We start from the raw sequence: 22,111 nt of genomic DNA on the forward strand, positions 1-22,111 counted from the left end.
CGCTTAATTGCTGATGCTTTTAATAAACAAGATTAACAACCGTTAGTACAAAAAAGAGGGGAGCTTAGGCTTCCCTTTTTTAGATCTAAAAAATAAAATATTCTCCGCATTCCGTATAGCCGATTAATTTTCATCCCACCCTTGCATCCATTCTTTCGTTCTGTATAATGCACCGCACTGGTTAAGCCAGTTGTGAACCAATGAGCAGCGAGGATTCGTGTTAACACTCTTAATCTTATAGAGATTATTCGGTGATTAGCCATAATGTATACTCAGCTTATGTTCGCAGTTAATAAAATTAGTTATCTATTCATAGTTGCTGATCAATTTTAACTGACAATGTACCCAATAAGGGCACTACGGTTTCACATAAATCAATCGACATTCCTGCGAACTTACGCAGTTGAGTGGCGATATTGTTTGTGTAATTAATTAATTGGAGCTCTGTCTCATGCAGAACCAACGTATTCGTATCCGTCTTAAGGCTTTCGATTATCGTTTAATCGATCAGTCTACAGCGGAAATCGTTGAAACAGCAAAGCGCACCGGCGCACAGGTTCGTGGTCCTATTCCACTGCCTACTCGTAAAGAGCGTTTCACTGTTCTTACTTCTCCTCACGTCAACAAAGACGCACGTGATCAGTACGAAATTCGTACTCACAAGCGTTTGATCGACATCGTTGAGCCAACAGATAAAACTGTTGATGCATTGATGCGTTTAGATCTTGCTGCTGGCGTTGATGTTCAAATCAGCCTAGGTTAAGGGAGAAGAGATAATGATTGGTCTAGTCGGTCGTAAAGTGGGTATGACCCGCGTATTTACCGAAGAAGGCGTTTCTATCCCTGTAACAGTTGTTGAGGTTGAAGCGAACCGTGTTTCTCAAGTGCGTACACTTGAAAACGATGGTTACTCAGCTATTCAAGTAACTGCAGGTGCTAAGAAAGCTAACCGTGTATCTAAGCCTGAAGCTGGTCACTTTGCGAAAGCGGGTGTTGAAGCAGGTCGCGGTCTTTGGGAATTCCGTTTAGAAAACGGTGAAGAGTTTGAAGTTGGCGCTGAGCTAAACGTAGAACTTTTCAATGAAATCAAAAAAGTAGACGTTACTGGTACATCTAAAGGTAAGGGCTTCCAAGGCGTAGTTAAACGCTGGAACTTCCGTACTCAAGATATGACTCACGGTAACTCTTTGTCTCACCGTGCACCGGGTTCAATTGGCCAATGTCAAACTCCAGGTCGCGTGTTTAAAGGCAAAAAAATGGCTGGTCACATGGGTGCTGAGCGTGTAACGACTCAAAACCTAGAGATCGTACGTGTTGACGCTGAACGCAATCTGCTTCTTATTAAAGGTGCAGTACCGGGTTCTATCGGCGGCAGCGTTATCGTAAAACCAGCTATTAAAGCATAACGTCTAGGAGTAAGTAATGGAATTGATGGTTAAAGGTGCTGATGCACTAACTGTTTCCGAGACTACTTTCGGACGTGAGTTTAACGAAGCTCTTGTACATCAAGTAGTTGTTGCATATGCAGCAGGTGCTCGTCAAGGTACTCGTGCTCAAAAGACTCGTTCTGAAGTATCTGGTGGCGGCGCTAAACCATGGCGTCAAAAAGGTACTGGCCGTGCACGTGCTGGTACAATCCGTAGCCCAATCTGGCGTACAGGTGGTGTTACTTTTGCTGCGAAACCACAAAATCACAGCCAAAAAGTTAACAAAAAAATGTACCGTGGTGCTATGAAAAGCATTCTTTCTGAATTAGTTCGTCAAGAGCGTTTAATCGTTGTTGATAACTTCTCAGTTGAAGCGCCAAAAACTAAAGACCTAGTTGCTAAGCTTAAAGATCTTGAGCTAAACGATGTATTAATCGTAACTAGCGAAGTAGACGAGAATCTATTCTTAGCTGCTCGTAACCTTTACAAAGTTGATGCACGTGATGTTGCTGGTATTGATCCAGTTAGTCTAATCGCATTTGACAAGGTTCTAATTACTGCTGACGCAGTGAAGCAAGTTGAGGAGATGCTGGCATGATCAGTGAAGAGCGTCTACTAAAAGTTCTACGTGCTCCACATATTTCTGAAAAAGCGACAATGACTGCTGAAAAAGCAAATACTATCGTTTTTAAAGTTGCTATTAATGCAACTAAAAAAGAAATTAAAGCAGCTGTAGAAAAGCTATTTGAAGTTGAAGTTAAGTCTGTAAATACCCTAGTTCTTAAGGGTAAGACCAAGCGTTCAGGTGCTCGTGAAGGTCGTCGTTCAGACGTCAAGAAAGCGTACGTGACGTTGAAAGAAGGTCAAGACCTTGACTTCGTTGGCGGTGCTGAGTAACAGGAGTAGTTAAAAATGGCTATTGTTAAGTGTAAGCCGACTTCCCCTGGTCGTCGCCACGTTGTTAAAGTAGTTAATGCTGACCTTCATAAAGGTAAGCCTTACGCACCACTTTTAGAGAAAAACTCTAAAAACGGTGGTCGTAATAATAACGGTCGTATTACAGTTCGTCATATTGGTGGTGGTCATAAGCACCATTACCGTCTGATTGACTTTAAACGTAACAAAGATGGGATCCCTGCAAAGGTTGAACGTCTAGAATACGATCCAAACCGTAGTGCAAACATTGCTTTAGTATTGTATGCAGACGGTGAACGTCGTTATATCATTGCACCTAAAGGCATTCAAGCCGGTGATGCGATCCAGTCTGGTGTTGATGCCGCAATCAAAGCAGGTAATACCCTGCCGATGCGTAATATCCCAGTAGGTTCGACTATTCACTGTATTGAACTTAAGCCTGGTAAAGGTGCACAGCTGGCTCGTTCAGCTGGTGCATATGCTCAACTTGTCGCTCGCGACGGTTCATATGTAACTTTACGCTTACGTTCTGGTGAGATGCGTAAAGTGTTATCTGAAGGCCGTGCAACTATCGGTGAAGTAGGTAACTCTGAACACATGCTTCGTGAACTTGGTAAAGCTGGTGCTAACCGCTGGCGCGGTGTTCGTCCTACCGTTCGCGGTGTGGTAATGAACCCAGTAGATCACCCACACGGTGGTGGTGAAGGTCGTACTTCGGGCGGTCGTCATCCAGTTTCTCCATGGGGTATGCCAACTAAAGGCTTCAAAACCCGTAAGAACAAACGCACTGACAAGTACATTGTACGTCGTCGTAACAAATAATCTATAAAGAGGAATCGCCATGCCACGTTCTCTCAAGAAAGGTCCTTTTATTGACCTACACTTGCTGAAGAAGGTAGAGAAAGCGGTGGAAAGCGGAGACAAAAAGCCTATTAAGACTTGGTCCCGTCGCTCAATGATCATACCATCAATGATTGGTTTGACCATCGCTGTCCATAATGGTCGTCAACACGTTCCAGTATTTGTAACTGATGAAATGATCGGTCACAAACTGGGCGAATTCGCACCAACTCGTACCTATCGCGGCCATGCTGCAGATAAGAAAGCTAAGAAGAAGTAAGGAGTAAATAATGGAAGCTATTGCTAAACATAACTTTGCTCGCATTTCTCCTCAGAAAGCTCGCTTAGTTGCAGACCAAATCCGTGGTAAATCAGTAGACCAAGCTCTTGAAATTTTGACATTCAGCAACAAAAAAGCTGCTGAATTAATTAAGAAAGTTCTTGATTCTGCGATTGCAAATGCGGAACACAACGAAGGTGCAGATATTGATGATCTTAATGTCGCTAAAATCTTCGTAGATGAGGGTCCTATCATGAAGCGTATTATGCCTCGTGCTAAAGGCCGTGCCGATCGTATCTTGAAGCGTTCAAGCCACATCACTATTGTTGTAGCAGATCGCTAAAAGACTAGGAGAGTAAGCAAATGGGTCAGAAAGTACATCCAAATGGTATTCGTCTTGGCATCGTTAAGCCTTGGAATGCTACATGGTTTGCTAATACCAAAGAATTCGCTGACAACCTAGACGGCGACTTCAAGGTACGTCAGTTCTTAACGAAAGAACTGTCTAAAGCGTCTTTATCTCGCATCGTTATCGAGCGTCCAGCGAAAAGCATTCGTGTGACTATTCACACTGCTCGCCCTGGTATCGTTATCGGTAAAAAAGGCGAAGACGTTGAGAAGCTACGCGCAGCTGTAGCTAAAATTGCAGGTGTACCGGCGCAAATTAACATTGCAGAAGTACGCAAACCAGAGCTAGATGGTCAATTAGTGGCTGATAGCATCTCGTCTCAACTAGAACGTCGTGTTATGTTCCGTCGCGCTATGAAGCGCGCAGTACAAAATGCAATGCGTCTAGGTGCTAAGGGTATTAAAGTAGAAGTAAGCGGCCGTCTTGGCGGTGCTGAAATCGCGCGTACTGAATGGTACCGTGAAGGCCGTGTGCCACTACATACCCTACGTGCTGACATTGATTATGCAACTTCTTCGGCTCACACCCAATACGGTGTGATCGGTGTTAAAGTTTGGATCTTCAAAGGAGAAATCCTTGGTGGAATGCCTGACGCAAACGCTGTTGAGCCAAAGGCTGATAAGCCTAAGAAGCAGCGTAAAAGCCGTAAGTAAGGAGACGACTGATGCTACAACCTAAACGTACTAAATTCCGTAAGGTTATGACTGGTCGTAACCGTGGTCTAGCTAAAGGTACTGATGTGAGCTTCGGCGAATTCGGTCTTAAAGCTGTAGGCCGTGGTCGTATGACAGCTCGTCAAATCGAAGCGGCACGTCGTGCTATGACGCGTCACGTTAAGCGTCAAGGTCAAATCTGGATCCGAGTTTTCCCAGATAAACCTATCACAGAAAAGCCTCTTGAAGTTCGTCAAGGTAAAGGTAAGGGTAACGTAGAATATTGGGTTGCCCAAATCCAGCCTGGTAAAGTGATGTACGAGATGGGTGGTGTACCTGAAGAGTTGGCACGTGAAGCGTTCCGTCTAGCGGCGCGCAAACTGCCTATAAAAACAACTTTTGTAACTAAGCAGGTGATGTGATGAAAGCACAAGACCTACGCGAAAAAAGCGTTGAAGAGCTTAACGCTGAGTTATTGAACTTGCTACGTGAACAGTTTAACTTGCGCATGCAAGCTGCAACTGGTCAACTTCAGCAAACTCATACTCTGAAAGCTGTACGCCGTGATATCGCACGTGTTAAGACTGTTTTGACTAGTAAGGCAGGCGCATAATGAGCGAAACTACTCGTACGACTCAAGGTCGTGTAATTAGTGACAAGATGGATAAGTCTATTGTTGTTGCTATCGAACGTTTTATTAAACATCCAATTTATGGGAAGTTTATTAAACGTACGACAAAAGTACATGCACATGATGAAAACAACGAATGTGGCCAAGGCGACAAAGTTGAAATCTGTGAGTGTCGCCCACTATCTAAGACTAAGTCTTGGACATTGGTAAAAGTTCTAGAAAAAGCGAAAATTTAATTTTCTGTTATTTTTTAGATCTTTAAGACGGCTCCAAAGGTTTTTTTGGAGCCGTTTATTTTTTGACTACCTTTCTAAAAGAAACGGTGGTACAATTCGCAGCCCTTGTAAAAGAGGCAGCCCGACCCGTGATGGGTCTAGTTTTAATATTTAGCGGAGCACTAACATGATCCAAATGCAAAGTACACTCGACGCAGCGGATAACTCCGGCGCTCGCAGAGTAATGTGTATTAAGGTTCTGGGTGGCTCTCACCGCCGTTATGCACATATCGGAGACATCATTAAAGTTACTGTTAAGGAAGCAATTCCTCGCGGTAAAGTTAAAAAAGGTGATGTCCTGAAAGCGGTAGTGGTGCGCACCCGTAAAGGCGTTCGTCGTCCAGACGGTTCTGTCATTCGCTTCGACCGTAATGCTTGTGTCTTGTTGAATGACAATACTGAGCAACCAGTCGGTACACGTATCTTTGGTCCTGTGACTCGTGAACTTCGTAATGCGAAATTCATGAAGATTGTATCACTAGCACCTGAAGTTCTGTAAGGAGCGACAATAAAATGGCAGCTAAAATCCGTCGTAATGACGAAGTAATCGTTCTTGCTGGTAAAGATAAAGGCAAGCGCGGTAAAGTAACTAAGGTTCTCGAAACTGGTAAAGTTTTCGTTGAAGGTATCAACCTTGTTAAAAAACACCAAAAGCCTCAACCGGCTACTGGTCAACAAGGTGGCATCGTTGAACAAGAAGCAGCTATTGATGCTTCTAACGTTGCAATCTTTAACGCATCTACTGGTAAAGCGGATCGTATCGGTTTCCGTTTGGAAGAAGGCACTAAAGTGCGTTTCTTCAAATCAAACGGTGAATTAATTAAGTAATTTGGAGTTCTACTATGGCGAAACTGCATGATTACTACAAGTCGTCTGTAGTCGCTGAACTGACCAAAGAGTTCAGCTACACAAGCGTCATGCAAGTCCCTAGGATTGATAAAATCACCCTAAATATGGGCGTTGGTGAAGCAATAAACGATAAGAAACTTCTAGAGAATGCTGCTAGTGATATGGCGACCATTTCAGGTCAAAAACCATTAATTACAAAAGCACGCAAATCTGTAGCTGGTTTTAAAATTCGTGAAGGCTATCCGATTGGTTGTAAAGTAACCTTGCGTGGCGAGCGTATGTGGGATTTCTTTGAGCGTTTGATTTCTATCGCTCTTCCACGAGTACGTGATTTCCGTGGTGTTAGCGCTAAGTCTTTTGACGGACGCGGTAACTACAGCATGGGCGTTCGCGAGCAAATCATCTTTCCGGAAATCGACTACGATAAAGTCGATCGTGTACGCGGTCTTGATATTACTATCACGACGTCTGCTAGTACCGATGAAGAAGGCCGAGCTCTGCTGGCTGCCTTTAACTTCCCATTCCGCAAATAAGGTGAAGGGTTACTGTTATGGCTAAACAATCAATGAAAGCACGTGAAACTAAACGTGCAAAGCTTGTAGCGCAATTTGCTGAAAAGCGTTTTGCTCTTAAAGCAACAATCAGCGATGTAAACGCATCTGAAGAAGATCGTTGGAATGCAGTTCTTAAATTGCAATCTCTTCCTCGTGATTCAAGTGCATCACGTCAGCGCAACCGTTGCAACCAAACTGGTCGCCCACACGGTTTCCTACGTAAATTCGGTCTGAGCCGTATCAAAGTTCGTGAAGCTTGCATGAAAGGCGAGATTCCTGGACTTCGTAAGGCCAGCTGGTAATTGCCACTTAATCATTTGGAGTAAATCTTATGAGCATGCAAGATCCGATCTCGGATATGCTGACCCGTATTCGTAACGGGCAGTCAGCAAATAAAGTTGCTGTGAAAATGCCTTCTTCAAAGCTTAAAGTTGCACTTGCTACTTTACTCAAAGCTGAAGGTTATATCGCTGACTTCGCTGTAGATAGCGAAGTAAAACCGGTGCTAGAAGTTACACTTAAGTACTTCCAAGCTAATCCTGTAATTGAGCAAATCCAACGTGTATCACGTCCTGGTTTACGCGTCTATAAGAATAAAGACACGTTACCGACTGTGATGGGTGGTTTGGGTGTTGCTGTTGTGTCCACTTCCAAGGGTCTGATGTCTGACCGTGCTGCTCGTAAAGCAGGTCTTGGTGGTGAAATCATCTGTTACGTTGCGTAAGGAGTAGACTATGTCTCGTGTTGCTAAAGCACCAGTTGCTATTCCTGCCGGCGTTGAGGTGAAACTGAACGGCCAGGAAGTCACTGTCAAAGGTGCTAAAGGTGAATTAACTCGCGTTATAAATAACGCTGTAGTTCTTTCACAGGAAGATAACAACCTAACATTTACACCTAAAGATGGTGTATTTAAAGCAAATGCTCAAGCAGGTACTGCTCGTGCGCTAGTGAATAATATGGTTGTTGGTGTTACTGAAGGCTTTACTAAGAAGCTAGTTCTTAAAGGTGTAGGTTACCGTGCTACCATTAAAGGTAATGCAGTAGGCCTGACTTTAGGCTTCTCACACCCTGTAGAGCATGCTCTACCAGAAGGTGTTAAAGCAGAATGTCCAACTCAAACTGAGATCATTTTAACTGGTTGTGATAAGCAACAAGTTGGTCAAGTTGCAGCAGACATTCGTTCTTACCGTGAGCCTGAGCCTTATAAAGGCAAAGGTGTTCGTTACGCAGATGAAAATGTGCGTACTAAAGAAGCTAAGAAGAAGTAAGGTAACACTATGGATAAGAAAGCATCTCGCATCCGTCGTGCTACACGCGCACGTCGTAAGATTGCCGAGCTAGGCGCAAACCGTCTAGTAGTACACCGTACTCCACGTCATGTGTACGCTCAGGTTATCGCACCAAACGGCTCTGTGGTTATCGCTTCTGCTTCTACTGTAGAAAAGGCGATCCGTGAGCAAGTTAAGAATACTGGTAACGTTGACGCTGCTAAAGCTGTAGGTAAAGCTATTGCTGAGCGCGCTATCGAAAAAGGCATCTTAGATGTTGCTTTCGATCGTTCTGGTTTCCAATACCACGGTCGAGTAGCGGCACTTGCAGATTCTGCACGTGAAGCTGGTCTGAAATTCTAAGGTAGGGTTGGAAGATGGCTAAACAAGAACAACAAGCTTCAGATTTGAACGAAAAGTTAATCGCTGTTAACCGTGTTGCAAAAACGGTTAAAGGTGGTCGAATCTTTAGCTTTACTGCACTAACTGTTGTTGGTGACGGTAATGGTCGCATTGGTTTCGGTTACGGTAAAGCCCGTGAAGTACCAGCTGCGATTCAAAAAGCAATGGAAAAAGCACGTCGTAACATGGTTACTATCGCGCTTAATGAAGGCACTCTTCACCACTCAGTGAAAGGTCGCCATACAGGCTCTAAAGTTTACATGCAACCAGCTTCAGAAGGTACAGGTATCATTGCCGGTGGTGCAATGCGTGCAGTACTTGAAGTTGTAGGTGTTCATAACGTTCTTGCAAAGGCGTATGGCTCTACAAACCCAATCAATGTCGTTCGTGCAACGATTGATGGTTTGAGCGGCATGAAGTCACCAGAAATGGTAGCTGCTAAACGTGGTCTAACTGTTGAATCTATTTCGGAGTAAGAACACGATGGCAACTATCAAGGTAACTCAAACTAAAAGCTCAATCGGCCGTCTACCGAAGCATAAAGCTTCTTTGCGTGGTCTAGGCCTTCGTCGTATCAACCATACAGTTGAACTTGAAGATACTCCGTGTGTACGCGGAATGATCAACAAAGTTTACTATATGGTTAAAGTTGAGGAGTAATCAGAATGCGTTTGAATACTCTATCACCGGCTGCTGGTTCTAAACCTTCTAAGAAGCGTTTAGGTCGTGGTATCGGTTCTGGACTAGGTAAAACTGGTGGCCGCGGTCACAAAGGTCAAAAATCACGTTCTGGCGGCTCTGTTCGTCCAGGTTTTGAAGGCGGTCAAATGCCTTTGAAACAACGTCTACCAAAATTCGGTTTCACATCTCGTAAGAGTCTTGTGACTGCTGAAGTTCGTCTAGCTGAGCTAGCGAAAGTAACGGCTGACGTTATCGATCTTGACAGCTTAAAAGCTGCTAACGTAATCACTAAGAATATCGAATTTGTTAAAGTTGTTCTTTCTGGTGAAATTAGCAAGTCTGTCACTGTCAAAGGTCTACGTGTGACCAAAGGTGCTCAAGCTGCTATCGAAGCTGCTGGCGGTAAAATCGAAGCTTAATCTTCGAAGGATAGGTACAGATGGCTAAAAAACCAGGACAAGATTTCAGTACTGCTAAACAGGGTACTGGTGAATTAAAGTCACGTTTATTATTCGTAATAGGTGCACTTTTAGTATTCCGAGCTGGCTCTTTTGTGCCGATTCCTGGTATTGATGCGACTGTACTTGCCGATTTGTTCGAACAGCAAAAAGGTACCATCATTGAAATGTTTAACATGTTCTCTGGTGGTGCTCTTTCGCGTGCATCTATATTAGCGTTGGGTATCATGCCGTATATTTCGGCATCGATTGTTGTCCAACTGTTAACAGTAGTTCATCCAGCGTTAGCTGAACTCAAGAAAGAGGGTGAAGCCGGCCGTCGTAAGATTAGCCGATATACACGCTATGGCACGCTTGTGCTGGCAACTTTCCAAGCAATTGGTATTGCAACTGGTTTACCGAATATGGTCCAAAATTTGGTCGTTATCGATCAAACCATGTTCACAATCATTGCTACCATCAGTTTAGTAACTGGCACCATGTTTTTGATGTGGTTAGGTGAACAAATTACTGAGCGAGGAATTGGTAACGGTATATCATTGATTATTTTTACTGGTATCGTTGCAGGGTTGCCTGCTGCAATCGGACATACAATTGAGCAAGCGCGTCAAGGTGAATTGAACGTGCTTCTTTTGTTGTTGATTGGTGTAATTGCGTTCGCTGTAATATATTTCGTAGTTTTCATGGAGCGTGGTCAACGTCGTATTGTCGTTAATTATGCAAAGCGTCAACAAGGTCGAAAAGTATTTGCAGCTCAAAGCACGCATTTACCATTGAAGATAAATATGGCTGGTGTTATTCCTGCCATCTTTGCTTCAAGTATTATTCTTTTTCCGGGGACTCTAGCTCAATGGCTTGGTCAAAATGGAGAAAGTCCAACATTTGGTTGGTTAACGGATGTGTCTTTAGCTTTAAGCCCAGGACAACCTCTATATATAATACTGTATGCAACAGCAATTATTTTCTTCTGTTTCTTTTATACTGCGATGGTATTTAACCCTCGTGAAACAGCAGATAATTTGAAGAAGTCCGGTGCATTCGTACCCGGTATCCGCCCAGGTGAACAGACAGCAAGATATATAGATAAAGTAATGACACGCTTAACGCTTGTTGGTGCTTTATATATTACCTTTATTTGTTTAGTCCCACAGTTTATGATGACCGCTTGGAACGTTAAGTTCTATTTTGGTGGTACATCACTACTAATTGTAGTGGTTGTAATCATGGACTTTATGGCACAGGTACAGACTCATCTGATGTCTCAGCAGTATGATTCTGTGTTGAAAAAAGCAAATCTGAAAGGCTATAGTCGCTAATAATAGTGGTTATAGTTCAGATTTCATTTACGGAGTTTAGCAATGAAAGTTCGTGCTTCCGTTAAAAAAATCTGCCGTAACTGTAAAGTTATCAAGCGCAACGGTGTTGTGCGTGTAATTTGCAGTGAGCCAAAGCATAAACAACGCCAAGGCTAATTAGCAGAAATTTTTACTTGAAATATGAAGGCAGGCCGAGTATATTCCTCGGCCTACCTTTTGCGTGCAAAAGAAGTAGTATGCCGCTGCGTATCCTCGACGGGCTCTGCAGCGGATAATTCTTTATATAAGTACTAGGAGTGAATAGTGGCCCGTATAGCAGGCATTAACATTCCTGATCAAAAACATGCAGTAATCGCTTTAACCGCGATTTACGGCATCGGTAAAACTCGTTCTCAAGCTATTTTAGCTGAAGTGGGTATTGCTGAAGATGTTAAGATCAGTGAACTAACAGATGAGCAGATTGATCAACTGCGTGATGGTGTAGCTAAATACACTGTAGAAGGTGATCTACGTCGTGAAGTATCGATGAACATTAAGCGTCTTATGGACCTTGGTTGTTATCGTGGTCTTCGTCATCGTCGCAGTCTACCACTACGTGGACAGCGTACTAAAACCAACGCTCGCACCCGTAAAGGTCCGCGCAAGCCGATCAAAAAATAATCGGATAAGGTAGAGAGTACAATGGCAAAACAACCAACACGCACGCGTAAACGCGTTCGCAAGCAAGTAGCAGATGGCGTAGCGCACATCCATGCTTCTTTTAACAACACAATCGTGACCATTACTGACCGTCAAGGTAACGCACTAGCTTGGGCTACTGCAGGTGGTTCAGGTTTCCGTGGTTCTCGTAAATCTACGCCGTTTGCTGCACAGGTTGCTGCTGAACGCGCAGGTGAAATAGCCAAAGAATATGGCTTAAAGAACTTGGAAGTTATGGTTAAGGGCCCTGGTCCTGGTCGTGAGTCTACTATCCGTGCTTTAAACGCATTGGGTTACCGCATTACAAATATTGTAGATGCAACTCCGATCCCTCATAACGGTTGTCGTCCACCTAAGAAACGTCGCGTTTAATTCGTTTCTAGGAATATTGGAGAAAGATCATGGCAAGATATTTGGGCCCTAAGCTTAAGCTTAGTCGTCGTGAAGGTACTGACTTATTCCTTAAGTCAGGTGTCCGCGCGATTGATACCAAGTGTAAAATTGATAACGCACCAGGTGTACACGGCGCTCGTCGCGGTCGTCTATCTGAGTTTGGCGTTCAGCTTCGTGAGAAGCAAAAAGTTCGTCGTATGTATGGCGTACTAGAAAAACAATTCCGCAACTACTATAAAGAAGCTGCACGCCTTAAAGGCAATACAGGTGCAAACCTGCTTCAACTTCTTGAAGGTCGTTTAGATAATGTTGTTTACCGTATGGGTTTCGGTGCTACTCGCGCTGAATCACGTCAACTAGTTAGCCATAAAGCTATCTTAGTAAATGGCAAAGTAGTTAACGTTCCTTCATTCAAAGTTTCGGCGAATGACGTTGTTTCTATCCGTGAAAAAGCTAAACAGCAATCACGTATTAAGGCTGCTCTAGAAGTTGCTGAACAACGCGAAAAACCAACTTGGATTGAAGTAGATGGTGGCAAGATGGAAGGTGTGTTTAAACGCATCCCAGAACGTTCTGATCTATCTGCTGACATCAACGAACACTTGATCGTCGAACTTTACTCTAAGTAAAGTTTAAACAAAAGAGAGGACACAATGCAGGGTTCTGTAACAGAATTTCTTAAGCCACGTCTTGTTGACATCGAACAGATCAGCACGACACATGCAAAAGTAACTCTTGAGCCTTTAGAGCGTGGCTTTGGTCACACTTTAGGTAATGCACTTCGCCGAATTCTTCTATCTTCTATGCCAGGTTGTGCTGTGACAGAAGTAGAAATTGATGGCGTTCTACACGAATACAGCACCAAAGAAGGTGTTCAAGAGGATATCCTTGAGGTTCTTCTTAACCTGAAAGGTTTAGCTGTAAGTGTTGCCGAAGGCAAAGATGAAGTGTTCATTACACTAAATAAGTCAGGCTCGGGCCCTGTTGTTGCAGGTGACATCATCCATAATGGTGATGTAGAGATCGCTAACCCAGAACACGTTATTTGTCACCTAACGGATGACAATGCTGAAATCGCTATGCGTATTAAAGTAGAACGTGGTCGTGGTTATGTTCCGTCTTCAGCTCGTATCCATACAGAAGAAGATGAGCGTCCAATTGGTCGCCTACTTGTTGATGCTACTTACAGCCCAGTCGATAAAATCGCCTATGCAGTAGAAGCAGCGCGTGTAGAGCAACGTACTGATTTAGACAAGCTCGTTATCGATATGGAAACGAACGGTACTTTGGAACCTGAGGAAGCAATTCGTCGTGCAGCTACAATTTTAGCTGAACAACTTGATGCGTTCGTAGATCTACGTGATGTACGTGTACCTGAAGAGAAAGAAGAGAAAGAAGAGAAGCCGGAATTCGATCCTATTCTTCTGCGTCCTGTAGACGATCTTGAACTAACAGTTCGCTCTGCTAACTGCTTAAAAGCAGAAGCGATTCACTACATCGGTGATCTTGTACAGCGTACTGAGGTTGAGCTTCTTAAAACGCCAAACCTTGGTAAGAAGTCTTTAACAGAAATTAAAGATGTTCTAGCGTCGCGCGGTCTTTCTCTAGGTATGCGCCTAGAAAACTGGCCACCAGCGTCGATTGCTGAAGATTAATTGATATTAGTTAGAAGGATTAGGTCATGCGCCATCGTAAGAGTGGTCGTCAACTCAACCGCAACAGCAGCCATCGCAAAGCGATGTTTAGCAACATGGCTGGCTCTCTAGTTCGTCATGAAGTTATTAAGACGACTTTGCCTAAGGCAAAAGAGCTTCGCCGCGTAGTTGAGCCTTTGATTACATTAGCTAAGACGGATAGCGTTGCTAACCGTCGTCTAGCATTTGCTCGCACTCGTGATAACGAAGTTGTAGCAAAATTGTTTACTGAACTAGGTCCACGTTTTGCGAGCCGTCAAGGCGGTTATACTCGCATCTTAAAATGTGGCTTCCGTACTGGTGATAAAGCTCCAATGGCTTACATTGAGCTTGTAGATCGTCCAGCATCAGCTGAAGAAGCTGCTGAATAATACGTAAGTTCATTAATAAAAAACGCTGAGTCGATGACTCAGCGTTTTTTTTGTCTGTAAAATATGATTTGTGTTTAAAAGAAGTCGTCAGCCTATTTATTTCCAAAGACCTGTCAGCGAATCCATTAACCCACTACTTGCCCCTTCTTTATTTAAATAATCGAGCACAATTGGTGCATATTGTTCGACCATCGAACTATCTAAGCCTAGTTTCTCGAATGCACTTTTTACGGCTGCCATGCTATCTAGCGAACCGCTGGCTGATTTTGCCGTATTGAGTAATCCTCCAAGTTGAGAAGATAACCCATCCAATTCATTGCTATCATCGGCTGGCAGCTTATTTGATGCTAGGGCTAAAAGAGCTCCAGCACCACCAGCGGCTTGAGTGGTAGATACTCCAAGCTCACTTTTTAATGTATTGACCAACTCAGAACTGTTTTTAGCGGAATTACTAATTTGTGAGCTAAGCTTATTAACCGAGTTTGAATCTTTATCGCTAAGACCAAACAGTGCATAACTTGGTGCTGATATAAGCATGCTTAATGTGATAAAACCAACTGTTATTCTCTTCATGGAAGTACCCTATTTTATTGATGTTCTGATATGTTTTTTATACAACTATATTAGTTTATACGTTAGTTAATACAATTTGTCATTATGGTTAAAAATAATGTTGTTAGGTGGTTGTTTGGTTATAAAAAAAGCAGCCAACGGGCTGCTTTTACTTATAATATTATTTCTAATATTAAAGAATAGCTAATAATTCCACTTCGAATACAAGTGCGGCGAAAGGTGGGATTGCTGCACCGGCACCACGCTCTCCGTAAGCAAGATCTTGAGGGATATACAGTTTCCATTTTGAACCAACAGGCATCAATTGTAATGCTTCAACCCAACCAGCAATAACGCCAGTTACAGGGAACTCTGCAGGCTGACCGCGTTCTACTGAGCTATCGAAAACAGTGCCATCGGTTAATTGGCCATGGTAATGGACGCGAACTTGCTTATCTGATGTAGGAACGTCACCAGTACCTTGGGTCATTACTTCATACTGTAGACCTGATTCCAGAGTCGTAACTTCAGAACGAAGTGCGTTATCTTTCAAAAATTCTTCACCATCTGCTGCTGCTACTTTAGCAAGTTCAGCACGTTGTGATTCCGCTCGAGTGTGTAAGTCACGTAGTGCATTGTTAATGTCATCAACTTCGATTTCTGGCATGTCACCAGTTAATGAGGTTGCGATACCTTTTGCAATCGCTGCTACATTTAGACCTTCTAGACCACTTCCTGCAAGCTGTTGTCCCATTTGAAGACCAATACCGTAACTTGCTTTTTGTTCAACTGTTTCTAATTTAACGTCAGACATGCGAATCTCTTGTTTGCTTAAATGAAGCGTTAAGAATACCAGTTCTGCTATAGAGATGAAACTTTGTAAGAATAAATTGGTTTTACTATCGGAGGAGTCTGAAATTTTGTACTCTACTTGACACAGGTTTAAGTTAAATAATTATGATGATGAAAAATTAATATGAGGTTTGGCTGTGAATCAACGACATCGACAACCATCGTCCTTTAAACATCAAATAATCAATAGTTCCTTTTTTATTACTTTCAATAGGTATTGGAATGGGTTACCAAGGTGGCATCAGCGCGGTTTAATGGTTCTTATACCGATTGTTTTGGTATTGATGTGTCTTCCTGTTAGCCATTCTGAGCCTGATGTGGCTAAATCAACTAACAAGGCCCGCAATCCACAGCGCGTTTCGGTACCCGTAATGATCAATGGTGTTGAGACGAGTGCATCCAAACCGCAACCAAAAATAAATGATAATAAAGATGAAAAGCGCATTAGCTTAGGTGGCAATACTGATGACGTAAAATCGGAATCAAAAACCAAGCCTACGGTGAGTGATAATGCTGGACCTGAACCTTGGCATAGTTATACCGTTGAGGAAGGAGATACGCTTTCTCAGGTTTTTAGAAATAATGATCTATCGTTGTCAGATTTAAACCAGTTGGTTGCTATTGAAGGTAAAGATAAACCGTTGAGCCAGATTAAAAATGGTCAGTTAGTTCGTTTCAAACTGACTAATCGTGGTGATCTTGATATTCTTCAGATCGAAAAAGAAGCTAGCACTGTGTTATTTTTCCGCCTTTCAAGTGGTGGTTTTGAACGAGGTCAGTAATTAAGCGATTCTGGTCATATCAATATGGGGGATGTCATCTTCTAGATATTCCTCACTGATTTTTTTAAATCCATGCTTTTGATAATAATGCTCTAAATGCGATTGTGCACCGATGCTCACATCACACTCCCCCCAAAGTTTTTGGCAATGCACTAATGCCGTTTTAATTAATTCATGTCCTAGACCTGAACCCCGATGATTCTCTTTTGTTGCTACACGGCCAATGCTGACGTTTGAAAAACTAATACCTTGGGGTAGTAATCGCGCACAGGCAATGATCTCATTCTCTTTATAACCTATTAAATGGTAAACCCCAGATAGGATGTCTTTTCCATCGAGTTCGGGATAAGGGCAAGTCTGTTCTACAACAAAGACATCAACACGTAACTTCAATAGCTGATAAAGCTCTATTGGTGTTAAGGCTTCAAATGGTACACATTTCCATTGCATAATATTTCTCTTTAAATTGATTAGAGTCTTATTTTTTGATTACCCTACCAGCTTACCGTTACCCCGCCAATACGATATTTCTGATAGATTTAATATTCATAGTATTTCCCCTCTCTTAGCAGTTATTCGAATAACGAATGAATTTTTGGAATTTCAGCTAATTCATACAGATCGTCATAATGAATTCTCATTTAGGATTAATGGTGATTCAACGGTATGGATACGATTAAGCATTTCCCAGTACGAGACAATAACCAAGGTCAAGTGGCTCCAAATATCCATGCCTTGCTGACTAAAGCAACAAGTCAACTTATACGTGGGCGTGTAGCTTTAATCGGTGCAGGCCCTGGCGATGCAGAATTATTGACCTTGAAAGCCTTATCTTATCTCCAGCAGGCCGATGTCGTGCTTTATGACTATTTAGTTTCTGATGAAATTATGGCGTTAATACCAAGCGACACGATTTTAGTGTGTGTAGGTAAAAAAGCAGGTCATCACAGCGTACCACAAGATAAAACCAACCAGCTCTTAGTCGACTTCGCAACCCAGGGTTATAAGGTGGCACGAATTAAAGGTGGTGATCCTTTTGTATTTGGCCGCGGTGGCGAAGAGTTAGAGGTACTTGCCGATGCTGGAATTCAATTTGAAGTGATCCCCGGTATTACTGCGGCTGCAGGAGCCACTGCTTATGCTGGTATTCCATTAACTCATCGTGATTACGCTCAGTCTGCGATGTTTATTACCGGTCATCTTAAATCTGAGCAAGATTCCCTGGAATGGGGAACGCTAGCGCGCGGTAATCAAACGTTAGTTATTTATATGGGTTTGATGAAGTCGAGTCATATTCAGCAGCAACTAATTGAAAATGGCCGTGCCACCAGTACACCAGTTGCCATTATTGAACGTGGTACACAGAAAAATCAAAAAGTTTTCATTGGTGAGCTTTCTGAGCTTGCTAGCTTAGCCACGTATGCTGAGTCGCCATCATTAATTGTTGTGGGTGAAGTGGTAAAACTTGCGAATAAATTGAGTTGGTTTAATCAAGATGCTCAATTGAACAACGGTGGCGTAATTACACATTTAAATTTACATCAAGCCAAGGTGCTAGCTGTCTAATCGCAGTGTTTAAGTGCAGTAATCAATCCTTGGATATAGATAGAAGCTCTTAGAGCGATAAGGAAATATAACATGGAACAAGAACGTTTGACCCACTTACAGCAACTCGAAGCGGAAAGTATTCATATCATCCGTGAAGTTGCTGCTGAGTTTGATAATCCAGTCATGATGTATTCGATCGGTAAAGATTCAGCGGTTATGTTGCATTTAGCTCGTAAAGCTTTTTACCCAGGCAAGTTGCCATTTCCACTTCTACATGTTGATACCGATTGGAAATTTAAAGAGATGATTGAATTTCGTGATCGCACCGCTAAAAAATATGGCTTTGATCTTTTGGTGCATAAAAATCCAGAAGGAATGGCGATGGGGTGTAATCCTTTTGTTCACGGTTCGTCTAAACATACCGACATCATGAAAACTCAAGGTTTGAAACAGGCGTTAAATCAACATGGGTTTGATGCAGCATTTGGTGGTGCTCGTCGTGATGAAGAAAAATCGCGCGCTAAAGAACGAGTCTATTCCTTCCGTGACAAACACCATGGTTGGGATCCTAAGAACCAACGCCCAGAATTGTGGAAAACCTATAACGGCCAAGTAAATAAAGGCGAAAGCATTAGAGTTTTTCCTCTATCGAATTGGACAGAGCTTGATATTTGGCAATACATCTACCTAGAAAACATTGAAATTGTACCTTTATATTTATCGGCTGTTCGTCCGGTTGTGAATCGTAATGGCATGTTGATCATGGTAGATGACGATCGCTTTGTATTCGAAGAGGGTGAAAAAGTTGAGCATAAGAGTGTTCGTTTTAGAACGTTAGGGTGTTATCCATTAACGGGAGCGGTTGAGTCTACAGCAGCCACGTTACCCGAAATTATTCAAGAAATGTTAGTAGCAAGATCAAGTGAAAGGCAGGGTCGGGCGATCGACCACGATCAGTCCGGATCAATGGAATTGAAAAAGCGTCAAGGCTATTTCTAATTCCATTATTTTTGCTTAAGTGCGCTTACTACCATGCTATTAAAACATGCATTTGCATAAAAGGATTTAACTATGAATACGGTGATTGAAGCTGAGTTAGCTGAATTGGGAGTCGAAGGTTATTTGACCCGACATCAATACAAATCATTAATGCGCTTTCTAACTTGTGGCTCCGTTGATGATGGTAAAAGTACCTTAATTGGTCGTTTACTGCATGATTCAAAACAAATTTATGAAGATCAATTAGCTGCGGTCAATAATGATAGCCAACGTGTTGGCACTACGGGTGATCGCCCTGATTTAGCACTATTGGTGGATGGTCTGCAAGCGGAGCGTGAGCAGGGTATTACTATTGATGTGGCGTATCGTTATTTTTCGACTCAAAAGCGTAAGTTTATCATTGCAGATACTCCAGGGCATGAGCAGTACACGCGTAATATGGCAACTGGCGCCTCTACGTGTGATGTGGCGGTTATTTTAATTGATGCTCGTAAAGGTGTGCTCGATCAAACTCGTCGTCACTCTTTTATCGCTAGCTTATTAGGTATTCGACATTTTGTTGTGACCGTTAATAAAATGGATTTAGTGGAGTACTCACAAGCGCGTTTTGAAGAAATTCGTCAAGAGTATTTTGAGTTCGCTAAAAACCTTAACCAAGATATTGATATTCAATTGATCCCCATTTCGGCTCTGGAAGGCGATAACGTGGTCGATCAAACTGAAAATTTGGCTTGGTATCAAGGTTTACCATTACTACAAATTTTAGAAAATATTGATTTAAGTCACGCGCATACTCAAGGTGAATTCCGTTTGCCGATCCAATATGTTAATCGTCCTAATTTGGATTTCCGCGGTTTTTGCGGAACGATTGCGAACGGAACCATTGCTGTTGGTGATAGCGTGACAGCACTGCCTTCTGGTAAAAGTTCAAAAGTGGCCCGTATTGTGACTTTTGATGGTGATTTAGATTCGGCGCGTGCAGGACAAGCCATAACATTAACGCTTGAAGATGAAATTGATATCAGTCGTGGTGATCTGCTCGTCCCTACAGGTGCATCGATTAAAGCGACTAATCAGTTTTTAGCGGACGTGGTATGGATGACGGATCAACCGCTCGTAACTGGTCGTCAATACGATATTAAAATTGCGGGAAAACAAACGGTTGGTCAATTAGAGTCCATTAAATATCAATACGATATTAATAATCTTGAGCAATTTGAAACCCAAGAGCTACCACTAAATGGTATTGGTTTATGTGAAATATCACTAACTGAAACCGTCGCGCTAGATGAGTATAACGATTGTGAAGACACGGGTGGTTTTATCTTTATTGATCGATTAACCAATGTGACGGTGGGGGCAGGAATGATCCGTGAGCGCTTACTTTCACAAGATCTTCAACCTAAAACCTCTGCCAGTTTTGAAGTTGAATTGAATGCTCTTATTCGTAAGCACTTCCCACAGTGGGAAGCGAAAGATATCAGTCAAATTTTTGATGTCAAACCTGTGAATCAGCAGCAATAAGGTTGGGTGTTGGCATGTGGGAAAAATGGGTTGTCTTATTATTGTTAGTCAGCATTATTGGTAGTTTAGTTTTTACCAAGTGTAAGCCTAGCTTGATTTTTTCCACAGCCACACTTGTCGCCTTTATGATTGGCGCGGTTGATCTTAATGGATTAGCGAAAAACTTTACCAATTCCTCGTTACTTACTTTGGTGTTATTAATTTTAGCATCTTGTGCGTTAGAGAAAACCCGCCTGATCAGTTGGATTAGTCGTTATATCTCTAAAGGTAAGCTTGGAACGGTGGTAACTAAGCTAGGTTTATCAACCGCATTTTTATCATCTTTTACCAATAATACCGCAGTCGTCGTCGCATTAATTGGTGCTATTAAGCGTAATCAGTCCCATGCCCCATCAAGGTTATTAATTCCACTTTCTTATGCGGCGATCCTTGGTGGCACGTTAACGTTAATTGGCACGTCAACCAACCTTATTATTAATAGTTTTGTTGTGGATGCAGGGTTACCAAGTTTGGGCTTTTTTACCCCGACCTGCATTGGTCTCGCAGTGCTAGCGGGTGGCGTTTTAATGTTAATTCCACTGAGTTATCTCTTACCAAGCAGTGATTCAAACGAGCAAGATGAATTGCCTTATTTTTTAGAGGCTCGGGTTGAAAAAGAGTCGCCATTGATTGGTAAGAGCATTGCGGAAAATAACTTGCGTGCGTTGCGTAAATTATTTTTAGCTGAAGTTATTCGAGATGGTGTGACGTTGGCTTCTGTTACACCAGATCTTATTTTACTCGAAAAAGACAGATTACTGTTTTGTGGCGATGTGGAAAGTGTTGCGACGTTGCAAGAGATCCCTGGCATTACCTTGTTTGGGCAGCATCATTTAAATGGGCAAAGTTTTATTGAAGTGGTGATTGGTCAATCGGCTTCGGTTTGCAATAAAACCTTAAAATCGACACAGTTTCGTGACCGATTTGATGCGGTTGTGGTTGCCATTCGTCGTGGGCACGAACGTCTTGAGGGAGGCTTAGGTAACGTAACTTTAGCTGCTGGCGATACTTTAATTCTGGTTCCTGGTAAAGGTTTCCATCGGGCGCGGGAAACGCACGGCAAAGAGTTTGTGCTGACCAATGATTTAGACAGTAGCGCGAAACTAGATAGCAAAAAATCGGCCATTGCTTTAGTCGGTTTTGCTTTGGCTATTAGTGTGTCTCTGCTCGGGTTCGTCCCAATTATTAAAGCGCTCGCCGCGTATATCGTATTAATGTTGGCGATTGGCGCTGTTGGTATGACTGAATTACGTCGTCGTTTTCCTTTAGATATTGTCGTGATTGTGGGTTCGGCGTTATCTTTAGCGCAATTAATGATGTCATCGGGTTTGTCGCAACAAATGGGTGATTTGTTCATTTACTTGTTTAATGGTTGGGGACCAATAGGAGCTTTAATTGCGACCTATTTTTTTACTCTTATATTAACTGAGTTGATCACCAATAATGCGGCTGCAGCGCTTGCCTTTCCTATTGGTTATAGCATGGCAATGGCATATGGCATCGATCCTATGCCATTTGTTATGGCGGTATTATTTGGCGCGAGCGCCAGCTTTATTTCTCCTTATGGGTATCAAACTAATTTGTTGGTATACAGCGTAGGGAATTATCGAATGAAAGATTTTATTAAAATTGGGGTGCCAATATCTTTGGTGTATTCAACATTAGTGTTGAGCCTGATCCCTTATTTTTTCCCTTTTTAA

General features: G+C 42.6%; 36 protein-coding genes. 33 read left to right on the forward strand and 3 right to left on the reverse strand.

From position 1 onward, the window contains the following. Window positions 1–451: 451 nt before the first annotated feature. From rpsJ to rplQ, 28 genes are all read left to right on the forward strand, one after another. Complete coding sequence (gene rpsJ, locus FH976_RS07245; RefSeq protein WP_153447923.1) at window positions 452–763, forward strand: 30S ribosomal protein S10; 312 nt, start codon at window positions 452–454, stop codon at window positions 761–763. 13 nt (window positions 764–776) lie between these two features. Next, window positions 777–1,406: a 50S ribosomal protein L3 gene (gene rplC, locus FH976_RS07250; RefSeq protein ID WP_190332511.1), complete on the forward strand. Its 630-nt coding sequence runs from the start codon at window positions 777–779 to the stop codon at window positions 1,404–1,406. Between the two features lie 16 nt (window positions 1,407–1,422). Beyond that, window positions 1,423–2,025: a 50S ribosomal protein L4 gene (gene rplD / locus FH976_RS07255; protein ID WP_190332513.1), complete on the forward strand. Its 603-nt coding sequence runs from the start codon at window positions 1,423–1,425 to the stop codon at window positions 2,023–2,025. Then, complete coding sequence (rplW, locus tag FH976_RS07260; protein WP_190332514.1) at window positions 2,022–2,324, forward strand: 50S ribosomal protein L23; 303 nt, start codon at window positions 2,022–2,024, stop codon at window positions 2,322–2,324. The genes rplD and rplW overlap by 4 nt, the downstream gene beginning before the upstream one ends. Before the next feature lie 15 nt (window positions 2,325–2,339). Continuing rightward, window positions 2,340–3,164 carry a 50S ribosomal protein L2 gene (rplB, locus tag FH976_RS07265; RefSeq protein WP_190332516.1) on the forward strand — a complete coding sequence of 275 codons (825 nt, stop codon included), beginning with the start codon at window positions 2,340–2,342 and terminating at the stop codon, window positions 3,162–3,164. A 19-nt stretch (window positions 3,165–3,183) separates the two neighbouring features. Next, window positions 3,184–3,462, forward strand: coding sequence for a 30S ribosomal protein S19 (gene rpsS / locus FH976_RS07270; protein ID WP_004398469.1), 279 nt, complete (start codon window positions 3,184–3,186; stop codon window positions 3,460–3,462). 10 nt (window positions 3,463–3,472) lie between these two features. Then, window positions 3,473–3,805, forward strand: a complete 333-nt coding sequence (rplV, locus tag FH976_RS07275) for a 50S ribosomal protein L22 (RefSeq protein ID WP_190332517.1) — start codon at window positions 3,473–3,475, stop codon at window positions 3,803–3,805. Between the two features lie 20 nt (window positions 3,806–3,825). Beyond that, entirely contained in the window at window positions 3,826–4,524 is a 699-nt protein-coding gene (gene rpsC, locus FH976_RS07280; RefSeq protein WP_190332518.1) for a 30S ribosomal protein S3, read from the forward strand. An 11-nt stretch (window positions 4,525–4,535) separates the two neighbouring features. Next, window positions 4,536–4,946: a 50S ribosomal protein L16 gene (rplP, locus tag FH976_RS07285; RefSeq protein ID WP_153447917.1), complete on the forward strand. Its 411-nt coding sequence runs from the start codon at window positions 4,536–4,538 to the stop codon at window positions 4,944–4,946. Continuing rightward, entirely contained in the window at window positions 4,946–5,137 is a 192-nt protein-coding gene (gene rpmC, locus FH976_RS07290) for a 50S ribosomal protein L29 (protein WP_017026387.1), read from the forward strand. Before rplP ends, rpmC begins: the two co-directional genes overlap by 1 nt. Further along, window positions 5,137–5,391, forward strand: a complete 255-nt coding sequence (gene rpsQ / locus FH976_RS07295) for a 30S ribosomal protein S17 (RefSeq protein WP_194090230.1) — start codon at window positions 5,137–5,139, stop codon at window positions 5,389–5,391. The genes rpmC and rpsQ overlap by 1 nt, the downstream gene beginning before the upstream one ends. A gap of 166 nt (window positions 5,392–5,557) precedes the next feature. After that, on the forward strand, window positions 5,558–5,929 hold the full coding sequence (rplN, locus tag FH976_RS07300; protein ID WP_017026385.1) for a 50S ribosomal protein L14: 372 nt from the start codon (window positions 5,558–5,560) through the stop codon (window positions 5,927–5,929). A 14-nt stretch (window positions 5,930–5,943) separates the two neighbouring features. Further along, window positions 5,944–6,258, forward strand: a complete 315-nt coding sequence (gene rplX / locus FH976_RS07305; protein ID WP_190332520.1) for a 50S ribosomal protein L24 — start codon at window positions 5,944–5,946, stop codon at window positions 6,256–6,258. 14 nt (window positions 6,259–6,272) lie between these two features. After that, window positions 6,273–6,812, forward strand: coding sequence for a 50S ribosomal protein L5 (gene rplE, locus FH976_RS07310; protein ID WP_153447913.1), 540 nt, complete (start codon window positions 6,273–6,275; stop codon window positions 6,810–6,812). Window positions 6,813–6,829: 17 nt separating this feature from the next. After that, the gene (gene rpsN, locus FH976_RS07315) at window positions 6,830–7,135 is read left to right on the forward strand and encodes a 30S ribosomal protein S14 (RefSeq protein ID WP_190332522.1); all 306 of its coding nucleotides are present in this window, start codon (window positions 6,830–6,832) and stop codon (window positions 7,133–7,135) included. A 29-nt stretch (window positions 7,136–7,164) separates the two neighbouring features. Next, the gene (gene rpsH, locus FH976_RS07320) at window positions 7,165–7,557 is read left to right on the forward strand and encodes a 30S ribosomal protein S8 (RefSeq protein ID WP_194090231.1); all 393 of its coding nucleotides are present in this window, start codon (window positions 7,165–7,167) and stop codon (window positions 7,555–7,557) included. A 10-nt stretch (window positions 7,558–7,567) separates the two neighbouring features. After that, window positions 7,568–8,101, forward strand: a complete 534-nt coding sequence (gene rplF / locus FH976_RS07325; protein ID WP_194090232.1) for a 50S ribosomal protein L6 — start codon at window positions 7,568–7,570, stop codon at window positions 8,099–8,101. Window positions 8,102–8,110: 9 nt separating this feature from the next. After that, a complete protein-coding gene (gene rplR / locus FH976_RS07330) occupies window positions 8,111–8,464 on the forward strand; it encodes a 50S ribosomal protein L18 (RefSeq protein WP_194090233.1) in 354 nt (117 codons plus the stop codon). Window positions 8,465–8,478: 14 nt separating this feature from the next. Next, on the forward strand, window positions 8,479–8,979 hold the full coding sequence (rpsE, locus tag FH976_RS07335) for a 30S ribosomal protein S5 (protein ID WP_153447909.1): 501 nt from the start codon (window positions 8,479–8,481) through the stop codon (window positions 8,977–8,979). Between the two features lie 7 nt (window positions 8,980–8,986). Continuing rightward, window positions 8,987–9,163 (forward strand): 50S ribosomal protein L30, encoded by a 177-nt coding sequence (gene rpmD, locus FH976_RS07340; protein WP_101111175.1) that lies wholly within the window; start codon window positions 8,987–8,989, stop codon window positions 9,161–9,163. A gap of 5 nt (window positions 9,164–9,168) precedes the next feature. Then, window positions 9,169–9,603 carry a 50S ribosomal protein L15 gene (gene rplO / locus FH976_RS07345; protein ID WP_017026376.1) on the forward strand — a complete coding sequence of 145 codons (435 nt, stop codon included), beginning with the start codon at window positions 9,169–9,171 and terminating at the stop codon, window positions 9,601–9,603. Window positions 9,604–9,623: 20 nt separating this feature from the next. Next, window positions 9,624–10,958: a preprotein translocase subunit SecY gene (gene secY, locus FH976_RS07350; RefSeq protein WP_194090234.1), complete on the forward strand. Its 1,335-nt coding sequence runs from the start codon at window positions 9,624–9,626 to the stop codon at window positions 10,956–10,958. Between the two features lie 42 nt (window positions 10,959–11,000). Further along, window positions 11,001–11,114 carry a 50S ribosomal protein L36 gene (gene rpmJ / locus FH976_RS07355; RefSeq protein WP_000868186.1) on the forward strand — a complete coding sequence of 38 codons (114 nt, stop codon included), beginning with the start codon at window positions 11,001–11,003 and terminating at the stop codon, window positions 11,112–11,114. Between the two features lie 147 nt (window positions 11,115–11,261). Next, window positions 11,262–11,618, forward strand: a complete 357-nt coding sequence (gene rpsM, locus FH976_RS07360; protein WP_190332526.1) for a 30S ribosomal protein S13 — start codon at window positions 11,262–11,264, stop codon at window positions 11,616–11,618. A 21-nt stretch (window positions 11,619–11,639) separates the two neighbouring features. Beyond that, window positions 11,640–12,029 (forward strand): 30S ribosomal protein S11, encoded by a 390-nt coding sequence (rpsK, locus tag FH976_RS07365; RefSeq protein WP_190332527.1) that lies wholly within the window; start codon window positions 11,640–11,642, stop codon window positions 12,027–12,029. 29 nt (window positions 12,030–12,058) lie between these two features. Further along, a complete protein-coding gene (gene rpsD, locus FH976_RS07370; protein WP_194090235.1) occupies window positions 12,059–12,679 on the forward strand; it encodes a 30S ribosomal protein S4 in 621 nt (206 codons plus the stop codon). Between the two features lie 24 nt (window positions 12,680–12,703). Beyond that, on the forward strand, window positions 12,704–13,705 hold the full coding sequence (locus FH976_RS07375; protein ID WP_194090236.1) for a DNA-directed RNA polymerase subunit alpha: 1,002 nt from the start codon (window positions 12,704–12,706) through the stop codon (window positions 13,703–13,705). A gap of 26 nt (window positions 13,706–13,731) precedes the next feature. Further along, window positions 13,732–14,115 (forward strand): 50S ribosomal protein L17, encoded by a 384-nt coding sequence (gene rplQ / locus FH976_RS07380; RefSeq protein ID WP_190332530.1) that lies wholly within the window; start codon window positions 13,732–13,734, stop codon window positions 14,113–14,115. Window positions 14,116–14,211: 96 nt separating this feature from the next. On the opposite strand, the gene FH976_RS07385 is transcribed toward rplQ, so the two are convergent. Beyond that, entirely contained in the window at window positions 14,212–14,688 is a 477-nt protein-coding gene (locus FH976_RS07385) for a DUF2780 domain-containing protein (protein WP_194090237.1), read from the reverse strand. Between the two features lie 172 nt (window positions 14,689–14,860). Further along, entirely contained in the window at window positions 14,861–15,481 is a 621-nt protein-coding gene (locus tag FH976_RS07390; RefSeq protein ID WP_194090238.1) for an FKBP-type peptidyl-prolyl cis-trans isomerase, read from the reverse strand. A gap of 175 nt (window positions 15,482–15,656) precedes the next feature. Here FH976_RS07390 and FH976_RS07395 point away from each other — a divergent pair, with 175 nt between their 5' ends. Further along, the gene (locus FH976_RS07395) at window positions 15,657–16,301 is read left to right on the forward strand and encodes a LysM-like peptidoglycan-binding domain-containing protein (protein ID WP_324187414.1); all 645 of its coding nucleotides are present in this window, start codon (window positions 15,657–15,659) and stop codon (window positions 16,299–16,301) included. Here FH976_RS07395 and FH976_RS07400 read toward each other — a convergent pair whose 3' ends face one another. Continuing rightward, window positions 16,302–16,754 carry a GNAT family N-acetyltransferase gene (locus tag FH976_RS07400; protein WP_194090278.1) on the reverse strand — a complete coding sequence of 151 codons (453 nt, stop codon included), beginning with the start codon at window positions 16,752–16,754 and terminating at the stop codon, window positions 16,302–16,304. 213 nt (window positions 16,755–16,967) lie between these two features. Between FH976_RS07400 and cobA the strand changes: the two genes are divergently transcribed. From cobA to FH976_RS07420, 4 genes are all read left to right on the forward strand, one after another. Further along, window positions 16,968–17,867, forward strand: a complete 900-nt coding sequence (gene cobA, locus FH976_RS07405; RefSeq protein WP_194090239.1) for a uroporphyrinogen-III C-methyltransferase — start codon at window positions 16,968–16,970, stop codon at window positions 17,865–17,867. A 72-nt stretch (window positions 17,868–17,939) separates the two neighbouring features. Further along, a complete protein-coding gene (gene cysD / locus FH976_RS07410; protein ID WP_194090240.1) occupies window positions 17,940–18,848 on the forward strand; it encodes a sulfate adenylyltransferase subunit CysD in 909 nt (302 codons plus the stop codon). 72 nt (window positions 18,849–18,920) lie between these two features. Further along, complete coding sequence (gene cysN, locus FH976_RS07415; RefSeq protein ID WP_194090241.1) at window positions 18,921–20,372, forward strand: sulfate adenylyltransferase subunit CysN; 1,452 nt, start codon at window positions 18,921–18,923, stop codon at window positions 20,370–20,372. A gap of 14 nt (window positions 20,373–20,386) precedes the next feature. Then, window positions 20,387–22,111 carry an SLC13 family permease gene (locus tag FH976_RS07420; protein ID WP_194090242.1) on the forward strand — a complete coding sequence of 575 codons (1,725 nt, stop codon included), beginning with the start codon at window positions 20,387–20,389 and terminating at the stop codon, window positions 22,109–22,111.

This window comes from Vibrio hibernica, from assembly GCF_015223435.1.
GTDB lineage: Bacteria > Pseudomonadota > Gammaproteobacteria > Enterobacterales > Vibrionaceae > Vibrio > Vibrio hibernica.